This window comes from uncultured Mailhella sp., assembly GCF_944324615.1.
Classification (GTDB): domain Bacteria; phylum Desulfobacterota; class Desulfovibrionia; order Desulfovibrionales; family Desulfovibrionaceae; genus Mailhella.
Map to the genome: position 1 here is coordinate 1 of NZ_CALUWY010000083.1, position 10,246 is coordinate 10,246.

Here is a 10,246-nt window from a genome sequence, read left to right on the forward strand (position 1 = left end):
TGAGCGGAAGAAAGGTAAAAAAGAGTGGACATAGAAACCTCCATATCCATACTTATCCTTTTTTGACGTCATTGGAAATAATGAGTCCTGAGCCTAGAGCGCCCGCGCAGGGAAGAAGCGCCTGCCTGTACGGGAGACAGACATGTTCACTGTAAGCGTCAACGAAGAAATACTGGCAAAACTCCGTTCCATGCTGGAAGACGAAGATGAAGGGACCTGCGTGCGTCTGCGCGAATATACCCTGGGCGGAGGCTGCCGTTCCCGCATCGTGCTGGGACTCGCCATGGAAGAAATGGACGAGGACGAGGATGAGAGCACGGTGGTGGAGGACGTGACCTTCATTGCAGACAGTGATTTTCTTCTGAGATACGGCAGGAAGTTCGCCCTGGGCTTCAACGCGGAAAAACAGCTCGAAGTGCGCGCTCTGGAAGAGCAGAACTGACCGGAACACATCAAGGTGACGCGTGCTTTCCCCTGTCCCCGGAAAGCGCGCGGGAAACGACCCGCCTCCCGTTGTCACGCGGGGGGCGGGTTCTGCCATGGACAAGGGCGGAGCGCGGCGGCGCTTCGTGCGGGAGGAGAGGGATATGGCCGATTATGCGGATATGCACGCCTTTCTCATGCGGGAACTTCGCCTCATGCATGAGCCTGTGGGCATACGGTTCTTTTTCGAGGCGGAGGAACTGGAGGAGTTTCGCGGCAGGGGCGTGCATGTGGAGCCCGTCCGTCCGCTGACCTTCTGTCAGGCGGAACTCGGCGCGCGCATGGAAGGGCGCGTGGTGCTTCTGGACATGAAGAAGCTCTGGTGCACCGACGCGCGCTGCGTGTTCGGCGTGGATGCGGTGAGCGAAGGCGTGGTGCGCGACCTTCTGCGTTTCGGTACGGGCGAGGCGCAGGTGCGCCGTTTTGTGGAAAGCAAGCCCTGCATGGAGCGCGCCCCTCTGGCGGTGCTCCTTTCTCCTCTGCGTGCGCAGGAAGGCATGCCGGACGTGGTGCATTTCTGCTGCGACAACATGCAGGCCTACCATCTTGTAGACGACTGGATGGCCGTTTCCGGGGTGCATCCCTTCCGGCCTTCGCTCAGCATCAATTCCGCGGTATGCGGGGGCACGGCCTTCAGCTATCTGCACACGCAGGCCAACATGACGCTGGCCTGTGCGGGAAGCTACAATTCCGGCAAGATGGAGCGCGGGGAAATCAATGTCATGATTCCCGGCGCGCATCTGGAAGGCATGGTTTCCCGCATGAAGGAGCGCGTGGAGAAAACGGGCGGCATTTCCCTCACCCGGCAGGGACAGCCCTTCCCCGGGGCGGACATCTGTCAGAACTGCCCCGTCATCGTGTTCAAAAAGCCCGGAGAACGTGCCGGACGATAGCTTTTTTCCCTGAGGGTACCAGACGGGCCGCTTTCTTTTCAGAAAGCGGCCCGTTTTTTTTTCGATATGCGGGCGCCGTGCCGCAGGAGGATTTTTCCCGTGTTTCCGGCGCCTGAGCGGTCAGCACAGGCTGAGCTGGCTTGCCGTGGTCTTTGTGTGCCGCGTCATTCTGACGGCCCGGAAGCGGTTCAGGGGCAGAAGCGGCGAGGGCGGAAGCGAGAGGCTGTGCCCGTACAGGGTGCGCCGCGCGGCGGAGGAAAGGAACACCGCCTCGGAGGCGCGGGTAATGCCCACATAGAGAAGGCGCTGCTCTTCCTCCACGGAAGGCGGAAGAAAATCGTCCTTCTGGCCGAGAAGCGCGCCCACACCGCGGAAGGGCAGGAGCCCGTCTTCCGCACCGGGAATGAATACGGCCTTGAATTCCAGGCCCTTGGAAGCGTGCATGGTCATGATCTGCACATATTCCGCCTGAGAGCGCACCGTGTCGATGTCGCGCCGGAAGGAGACGAATTCCAGCAGTTTTTCCCAGTTTCCGTGTTCCTTCCAGGCGAGGCGCAGGCGGCGGAACGCGCTGGAATCCCTGAAGAGCGGGTCGAAGCAGCCGCTGCGCGCGGCAAGCACGGCCTCCGGTCCCCCGGCCCAGGTTTCTTCCGGCACGTCGTCCAGCGGGCCGTCCTCATGGGCGACGGGCGAGGGCGAGGCCGGGGCCATGGCCGCAAGCAGGGGGAAGCGCCCTGCGTCGAGGAAGGCGGCTTCTCTGCGGGAATGTTCCTTCCTCTGCTGAAAGCGCGCCGCGGCCTGAAGCATGAGGTCCACGCGCTCGTCGTTCCAGAAGGCTTCCGCCTCCGGTGCGGCGCAGGGGATGCCCCGTTTTTCCAGCGCCGCGCGTATGGGGGCCATGAGCGCCTTCAGGCGGCAGAGCACGGCAATTTCTCCGGGGCTGCAGGAACCGGCTTCCAGATGGCAGCCCGCAAGGGTTTCGTGCAGGTCGGCCTGCTGATGGGAGGTGCCGCCGATGAGGTAGGCTATGCGGTCGGCGATCCAGGCGGCCTCGCGCTCCGCGCTCGGCGCGGCCATCCACTGCAGCGTGGCGGAAGTGCCGGTGACGGAGGTGAGCGCGCCGCAGGCGCTGCGGCCGGAAAGCGCGTCGTGCCCTGCGTCCAGAATGGCCGCGGCGGAACGGTGGCTTTCGGTGAGGCCGAGCACGCGAAGCTGTGCCCAGCGTTCGCGCAGGGCGTGTTCTATGCCCGCATCCGCGCCGCGGAAACCGTAAATGGACTGGTCCGGGTCGCCGATGCCGAAAAAGCCCGAACCGTCGGCCGGGGTAAGGGCCTGCACCAGTTCCTTCTGCAGGGGCGAAAGGTCCTGCACCTCGTCCACCAGAATATGCTTCCAGGGTTTGGCGGCGCCGTAATTTCTGCTTCTGAGCTCGTCGAGCCAGGTTTCCGGCAGGTCGGTATAATCGGCGAGATTGCGCTCCTTTTTCCAGCGGCGGTAGTTTTCCGCCAAAGGCGCAAGCTCTTCCTCCGCGCTCAGCGTTTCCCGGGCAAGTTCCAGCCTGTCGTAGAGCCTGCCCGCTTCCTTTTTTTCCAGGCCGGGGTTGGCCTCGGCAAAGGCCTTGCGCGCGCCTTCCTCGGAAAGCACCACGGGCGCCTCTCCGGGCCAGCGCTTCAGGGCAAGAGCGTGCAGGGTATCCGTTTCCGGAAGTTCCGGCACTTCGGCATCGTCCTGCAGGGCTGCGGCCAGCCTTGTACGCATTTCCTCCGCCGCGCGCCGCGTGAAGGTGACGGCCACGATGTCCGAAGCGGGAACGCCCTCGCGCAGGAGGCGGGCCATGCGGCCCACGAGGGTGCGCGTCTTGCCCGCGCCCGGGCCCGCCAGCACGAGCACGGGGCCGGGACCGGCCAGAAGCGCTTCCTTCTGCATGGGGCTGAAGCTGTCCAGGGAAAAGGACGGTTTTTCCGCCTTCTTTTCCGGCCGGGGCTGTTCCCCGGTCTTTTCTTCGGTCTTTCCGGCAGGGCGGATATGTTCCTTCGCCGTGCTTCTGCGCCGTGCGGCGGGCAGGCGTTCGATGAGGGAGGGCGCATTTTCCTCCTCCTCAAACAGACGGATGACGCCGTATTCCCCGTCGTAGCCCGCGTGGCGGATGACTCTGCCTGCGCGCATGCGGGAGACGGCCTCGCCGAGTTCCTGCCATGTGCGGCGCAGGTCGTTTTCCGGCACTTCCTGCAGAATGTGCATTTCCGAGCCGAAGCGTTCCAGAAGCTCGGCATATTTTTCCTGCACCTTTCTGGTCTTTGCGCCGCAGTGCAGGATTTCCCCCAGAATTTCCGGCAGGGGAATGAGGGACTGGAAGTCCTTGCCGGGGCAGGGCGGGGCGCTTCTGTCGGCAAGAGCGAGCACGCGGTGCAGCACGCCCACGGTAAGGGGCTTGCCGCATACCGGGCAGATATTGTTCAGCTTCATGCATTCGGCAGGTTCCAGAACGACGCCGCAGGCCCGGTGCCCGTCGAGGTGATACTTGCCTTCCTCGGGGAAGAATTCCAGCGTGCCCGCGTAGCGGGTTTCCCCCTCCTTCTGATGCAGGGCGTCGAAAATGCCGTCGTAGGAGGCAGGGCCTTCAAAGAGCGTGGCCTCCCGGGCGAGGTTCTCCCCGGAATGGGCGTCGGAACTTGAGACCATGAGCAGGTGGTCGAGGTGGCTCCAGCAGCGGTTCATGTCCGGATCGGAGGAAAGACCGGTCTCCGCCGCAAAGATGTGGGGCGTCAGGTCTTCAAAGCATTCTTCCAGACTGTCGAATCCCGACTTGGAACCGAAAAGCGCGAACCACGGCGTCCAGATATGGGCGGGAATCATGAAGGCGCGGGGAATGTCCAGCACCATGGCGAGCAGATCCTTCACGTCGAGGCCGAGTATGGGCCTGCCGTCGGATTTCAGGTTGCCTATGGCTTCCAGCTTTTCGCAGAGCCTGTCGGCGGACTCGAAATCGGGCACATACACAAGGCTGTGTATCTTGCGGACCGCGCCGTTTTTCTTGTAAATGGAACTGATTTCCGCCTCAAGCATGAACTTCGGCTCATGGGGGGCAAGGCCTGCGAGGTGGGGAATCTCCCTTCTCACGTCGTCGCCCGTGAGGGCGCTCTTCAGGCGGAAAAGCCCGCTTTCCTCGTCCATTTCCAGGTTGTCGCGCAGTTCCTGCCGCCATACGGGGTGGGTGAAGTCGCCCGTGGCGAGTACGTCGATACCCTTGACGCCGGCCCATGCGGCAAGATGCGGCAGAGTGAGGCGGGAGCTGGTGGCGCGGGAAAAACGGGAATGGATGTGCAGATCGGCTCGGAACATGGATGACTCGCGGCGGGAAAGGATGAAGAACCGCCCGGGCGGAGCCGGGCCGTGAATGTTTCTGACCCGTTATAGCGGGAACGGTCGCCGGGCGCAATGCGACCGGAAGCGTGTGGAGGGGAAATGACGGAATGCTCGGAGTCTTCGGCGGTGTTTCCTGCCGGGCTGGAACAGCCGGAAGGGAGCTTCCGCTTCAGCGCCGACGCGCTGCTTCTGGCCTCTTTTGCGGGGGAACTTCTCCGGCGGGAAGAGGGCATGGCTGCCGATCTCGGCACCGGATGCGGGGTGGCTGCGCTGGCCTTTCTGCGGGAAAGGCCCCTTTGGCGCGCCGTGGGCGTGGAGCTTCTTTCTCCTCTTGCGGAAGCCGCCCGCCGCAATGCCTGCCGCCTCGGCATGGAGAAGCGCTTTTTGGTGGTGCAGGGCGATGTCGCCTCCCGCGGGACCCTTCGCAGCGCAAGGGAGGTTTTTTCTTCGGAAAACGGAGTCCCCGGCCTTTTTCCGCTGGTGATGTGCAACCCGCCGTGGAGAAGGGTGGGGGAGGGGCGGCTTCCGCCTTCAGGGCTGCGCCGCACCGCGCTCTTCGGCACGGAAAAGACGTTCCGGGATTTTTTCCTGGCGGCGGATACGCTGCTGGAGCAGGGCGGTCTGCTTGCCGTGGTGAGCGGTGCGGAACGCACGGCCGAGCTGCTTTTCTCCCTGCCGCCGCGCCTGCATGCGGAGAGGCTGCAGTTCGTGTTCACCAGAGAAGACGCGCCCGCGGCCTTCGTGCTGCTTGGTGCGCGCAAGAACGGCCGCGCGGCCCTTCGCGTGGAAAAAAGGACGCTTCCGGCAACATAACGCCCCTTCCGGCGGAAGGGGCGTTTTCTGAACGTTTCAGCGTTCCGACCAGATGAGCCTTTTGTTCTTCACATTGAGCCTGCCGAGAGGCATGCCGTTCCAGCGCAGAAGCACGGCGCGCGCCTCTGCCGGAACCGAGGAGGGCGCGGGCAGGCTCTGTCCCTTGAGAAGACCGGAGATGAGCTGCAGGCCCTCTTCGCCTTCGAGGTCGAGATGCGGACCCGGGCCTTCGATGCGCACGCGCGGAGAAAGGCGCAGTTCGCCGTTTCTGCCGGTTTTTCCCATATACAGCCCCTGCCAGTGCAGTTCTTCCGGCAGCATGGCGAGCGCCGGAATGGGCAGGGCATGCAGGCTCTGGCCGAAGAAGCCTATTTCCGCGTGCACCCGGCGGGGGTCCAGTCCCTGGGCGCGGAGCTGCTTTTCATCGGCCACCTCTGCGATGACGGGGTGTTCCGTATGGGGGAGAGGCCCTTCAGGGCTGCCTTCCTTGCGCAGACGCGCCACGAAGAAGCCCTGGGTGTCGCCCGGCTTCGGGTTCAGGCACCAGACGCCCTCGCAGCCCTGCGGAGCCTGAAGGTCGAAGCCCGGCACGTCGTCCAGAGCCTCCAGCCTGAGGCCGAGTTCCTCCCGGGCAAAGAGCACCTGCTTTTCGTTTTCTTCCACATCCGTGGTGCAGGTGGAATAGACCATGACGCCGCCGGGACGCAGCAGACGGGCGGCCTCGCGCAGCAGATCCTTCTGCAGGCGGATGAGCGGCGCCACCTTATTGTCCTTCCAGATATCCATGACGCGGGGATTCTTTTCCACCGTGCCCCAGCCGGAACAGGGCGGATCGAGCTGAATGTAGTCCCACGAGGCGTCGGGCAGGGGAATGTTCTCCCCGCTCCGGCAGCAGGTCACGGTCTGGGTGAGGCCCATGACGTGCAGGTTGCGGCGCAGGTTGGCGAGGCGCACGGGGGAAGGTTCGTTGCCGAGCACCATGCCCCGGGGGCCCACCAGCCAGGCGAGCTGACTGGTCTTGCTGCCCGGGCTTGCGCACATGTCGAGCACCGAGGCGCCCTTCGGCGGGTTGAGCGCCACGGGCGGCAGCATGGAGGCCCGGTCCTGGATATAGATGAGTCCGAAGAAGCCGGCCAGGCTGTTCCCCAGCGGGGAGGGGCCTTCCACAAGGCGCCTTGCCGGAGCGAAGAAGGGGTCTTCCTCAAAGCGGAAGCCCTGAAGGCGGAGCATCTCCTCCGCCACGGGGATTTCCTCCGGGGTACAGGCGAAACGGAAAGAGCGGCGTGCGGTGGTCGTGGTTTCCAAAATAACTCCAGAGCGGGAATTGTTACAAAAAAGGGCGGGGCCGTGCTGTTGCCGTTTGGGGCGAGAAAGTGTAAAGTGCCTAGCAAATCCTTCAAGGAGTTTTTTTATGTCCAGACGTTTTCTGCCCGTTCTTTGGGCATTTACCCTTCTGCTCCTCATGATGCAAGTGCCCGCTCTGGCGGCCACCTATGTGGTTTCGCCTTTCTCGGTCACGGGCGCCAAGGGCTATTCCTATCTTGGTCAGGCCGTACCGTCCATGCTGACCTCGCGTCTTTACCTTCAGGGCAGGTTCGAACCTGTGGAACGCCAGGATGCCGCACTGAAGGAAAAAACGCCTGCTTCCACCAGCGCCGCGCAGTCCATGGGCCGGAAGTTCGGGGCCGATTATGTGGTCTGGGGCGGCATCACCGTCATGGGCGATCAGGCCAGCCTCGACGTGAACGTGCTCTCCCCCAACGGCAAGGTGTGGAAGGAATCCTCCACAAGTTCCGTGAATGCGCTCATCGGCGGCCTTCAGGCCGTGGCGGACAGCATCAATATCGAAGTGTTCGGCCGTACCGACGTTTCCCGCTCCTCCGCCTCCGCGGCGCGTCCTGCGGGTGCCCCCGCCGCGCCGAGCAGCGCCTTTGTGGTGAATGAAAGTCATGGCCGTGTGGAAGGGGACACCTACCTGAACCCCTCCCTGCGCTATCAGGGCACGGAATCCGAACGCGCCCAGATCCGCAGCCAGATGATCAACTTCGAATGCCTCGGCATGGAAGTGGCCGACATCAACGGCGACGGCAAAAACGAAGTGCTGCTGCTCAGCCCCAACTCGGTGAACGCCTATGTCTGGAAGAACGGCAACAGGCTGGTGGAAATAGGCGAATACCGCTTCCCCTCCTCCATGCGGCCCGTGCTCGTCCGCCACTACAAGCAGGACGGCAAGAATTACGTTGTTCTTTCCGGCTTTGATGAAGGCACCTTCAATCCCTATTCCCAGGTGCTGAGCTTTGCCAACGGCAAGTTCAGTGTGGTGGTGAAGAGCGTCGACCGCTACCTGAACGTGGTCAAGACTCCGCCGCTCTACAGCCCCGTGCTCGTCATGCAGGAAGGCGACCGCAGCAAGGGCGTGCGCGGTCCCATCTACGAGGCCCGCATCAAGGGCGACGACGTGATCCGCAACGGCAAGCTTTCCAACCTGCCCAGACAGGCCACGCTGTTCAACTTCTCCTGGATTCCTGCAGACAGGGGCCGTCAGGGCGATCATCTCGCGCTCATTGCCGAAAATGAAACCCTGCTCACCTTCGACGCCCACGGCAAACGTCTTGCCGGTACGGAAGATGTCTACGGCGGCAGTTCCGTGTATCTTGTGGGCGACAGAGGTCTCGGCAGCATCGCCATGCCCACCGACAGCACCGATCAGGTTCTTCACTATGTGCCCATGCGCATGTCCGTGGTGGATCTCGATCACGACGGCCGCTATGAACTCATCGCCAACAAGCCCATCACCACGGCGGGCAAGCTGTTCACCAACTACCGCACCTATCCTCAGGGCGAAATCCACGCCATGCTGTGGAACGGCATGGGCATGGAACTTCTGTGGAAGACGCGCCGCATCAAGGGTACGGTGTGCGACGTGGCGGTGGTCGACGTGGACAACAACGGCAAGACGGATCTGGTCGTGGCCGTCAACTCCTACGGCGGTGTGGCTTCCGGTCTGAAGACCCGCTGCGCCGTGTACATGTATCCGCTGGATACCACCATGGTCAACGCCAGGCCCAACTATCAGGAATAACGCTTTTCCCCCCGGGGGTATCATGTCTGACAAAACCGATCCGGCCATACTGCCGGAAGTGACGTTTTCCACCTTTGTGCTGTCTCTGGCCTCTTCCGCTCTGGTTCATCTGGGCGAGGTGCCGAACCCGGAAACGGGAAGCGTGGCCCGCAATGAGGTGCTGGCCCGCAACGCCATCGACGTGCTCACCATGCTTGACGACAAGACGCGCAACGGACTCACCCCCGAGGAAAGCAAGCTCATACGGGATGTGCTTTACGAACTGCGCATGAAGTTCGTGGCCCGTTCCTGACATTTCCCTTTCAACAGGCCGGAGCAATCCGGCCTTTTTCTGGAGTATTGCCATGCTGCGAGCCGGACTGGTCGGCGTAACGGGTTATACCGGGATGGAACTGTCCCGTATTCTGGCTTCCCATCCTTCCATGAGACTGACGGCCGCCACGTCCCGGCAGGACGCGGGAAAGCGGCTTGATACCGTGTATCCCTTCCTTCAGGGCCTGCCCGGCGCGGATGTCACGCTGGTGGAACCCGACGCCGCATTGCTTGCGCGTGAATGTGATGTGGTGTTCCTTGCCGTGCCGCACGGCGTGGCCATGGAAATCGGCGCGGAACTCTACGACGCGGGCGTGAAGGTCGTGGACCTTTCGGCGGATTTCCGTCTGCGCGACGCCGATGTGTACGAGGCCTGGTACAAGCCGCACACCCGCAGGGAATACATCGCAAAGGCGGTCTACGGCCTGCCCGAACTTTATGCCGCCGACATAGCGAAGGCCCGTCTGGTGGCCAACCCCGGCTGCTATCCCACCGCGTCCATTCTCGGCCTGTATGCGGCGCTCAAGAACGGCATTGTCCGGACGGACGACATCATCATCGACGCCAAATCCGGCACCACGGGGGCGGGGCGCAAGGCCGTGGTCAGCTCCCTGTACTGCGAGGTGGCCGATTCCTTCCGCCCCTACAACATCGGCGGCAGGCACAGGCATACGCCGGAAATAGAGCAGGAACTTTCCGTGGCCGCCGGCGAAAGCGTGACCGTCTCCTTCAATCCCCATCTTCTGCCCATCAGCCGGGGCATACTCGCCACCATCTACACGAAGCTGAAGGATTCCCTTTCTCAGGCCGACGTGCAGGCCATGTATGAGGATTTCTGGAAGGATGCCCCGTGGGTGCGCGTGCTCCCGGCAGGAAAGCTGCCTGAAACCCGCAACGTGCGCGGCACCATGTTCTGCGACATCGCCGTGACCGTGGATCAGCGCACCGGGCGGCTTCTCATCACCTCCGCCATCGACAATCTCTGCCGCGGCGCCTCCGGCCAGGCCGTGGCCAACGCCAACCTCATGTTCGGCCTGCCTGTGGAAACGGGCCTGAACTTCGCGCCCCTCGTGCCGTAACAGGGGCTTTCTCAGTCAGCATAAAAGAGGCGGCGGAACCTTGTTCCGCCGCCTCTTTTGGTCCCGGTCCTGTTTATTGTCCGTCATTCCGGGAGCTTCAGAAGTGCGCCGTCTCTGGAAGAGAGGTGCATTTTTTATGTGCTCTGCCTAGGCTCAGGACTCATTAATTGCCAAAAGGGTAAAAAGTTCTTATTGTCGGCATAGGGAGGATGCCATGA

General features: G+C 62.7%; 8 protein-coding genes. 6 read left to right on the plus strand and 2 right to left on the minus strand.

The window, feature by feature from the left end:
- The first annotated feature begins 142 nt into the window (after positions 1–142).
- Together Q0K07_RS12040 and Q0K07_RS12045 are read left to right on the plus strand one after the other, a co-directional pair.
- Complete coding sequence (locus tag Q0K07_RS12040) at positions 143–442, plus strand: ErpA-related iron-sulfur cluster insertion protein (protein WP_294559540.1); 300 nt, start codon at positions 143–145, stop codon at positions 440–442.
- A 145-nt stretch (positions 443–587) separates the two neighbouring features.
- On the plus strand, positions 588–1,376 hold the full coding sequence (locus Q0K07_RS12045) for a DUF169 domain-containing protein (protein ID WP_294559542.1): 789 nt from the start codon (positions 588–590) through the stop codon (positions 1,374–1,376).
- 120 nt (positions 1,377–1,496) lie between these two features.
- Here the strand turns inward: Q0K07_RS12045 and Q0K07_RS12050 are convergent, their stop codons facing one another.
- The gene (locus tag Q0K07_RS12050; RefSeq protein ID WP_294559544.1) at positions 1,497–4,718 is read right to left on the minus strand and encodes a UvrD-helicase domain-containing protein; all 3,222 of its coding nucleotides are present in this window, start codon (positions 4,716–4,718) and stop codon (positions 1,497–1,499) included.
- A 123-nt stretch (positions 4,719–4,841) separates the two neighbouring features.
- Between Q0K07_RS12050 and Q0K07_RS12055 the strand changes: the two genes are divergently transcribed.
- On the plus strand, positions 4,842–5,555 hold the full coding sequence (locus Q0K07_RS12055) for a methyltransferase (protein ID WP_294559545.1): 714 nt from the start codon (positions 4,842–4,844) through the stop codon (positions 5,553–5,555).
- 36 nt (positions 5,556–5,591) lie between these two features.
- On the opposite strand, the gene Q0K07_RS12060 is transcribed toward Q0K07_RS12055, so the two are convergent.
- Positions 5,592–6,860, minus strand: a complete 1,269-nt coding sequence (locus Q0K07_RS12060) for an RsmB/NOP family class I SAM-dependent RNA methyltransferase (protein ID WP_294559548.1) — start codon at positions 6,858–6,860, stop codon at positions 5,592–5,594.
- Positions 6,861–6,966: 106 nt separating this feature from the next.
- Between Q0K07_RS12060 and Q0K07_RS12065 the strand changes: the two genes are divergently transcribed.
- Genes Q0K07_RS12065 through argC form a run of 3 tightly spaced genes read left to right on the plus strand, consistent with a single transcriptional unit; the run spans position 6,967 to position 10,028 of the window.
- The gene (locus Q0K07_RS12065; protein WP_294559549.1) at positions 6,967–8,637 is read left to right on the plus strand and encodes a CsgG/HfaB family protein; all 1,671 of its coding nucleotides are present in this window, start codon (positions 6,967–6,969) and stop codon (positions 8,635–8,637) included.
- A gap of 22 nt (positions 8,638–8,659) precedes the next feature.
- Entirely contained in the window at positions 8,660–8,929 is a 270-nt protein-coding gene (locus Q0K07_RS12070) for a DUF1844 domain-containing protein (protein ID WP_294559551.1), read from the plus strand.
- A gap of 52 nt (positions 8,930–8,981) precedes the next feature.
- Positions 8,982–10,028: an N-acetyl-gamma-glutamyl-phosphate reductase gene (gene argC, locus Q0K07_RS12075; RefSeq protein WP_294559553.1), complete on the plus strand. Its 1,047-nt coding sequence runs from the start codon at positions 8,982–8,984 to the stop codon at positions 10,026–10,028.
- Positions 10,029–10,246: the final 218 nt, after the last annotated feature.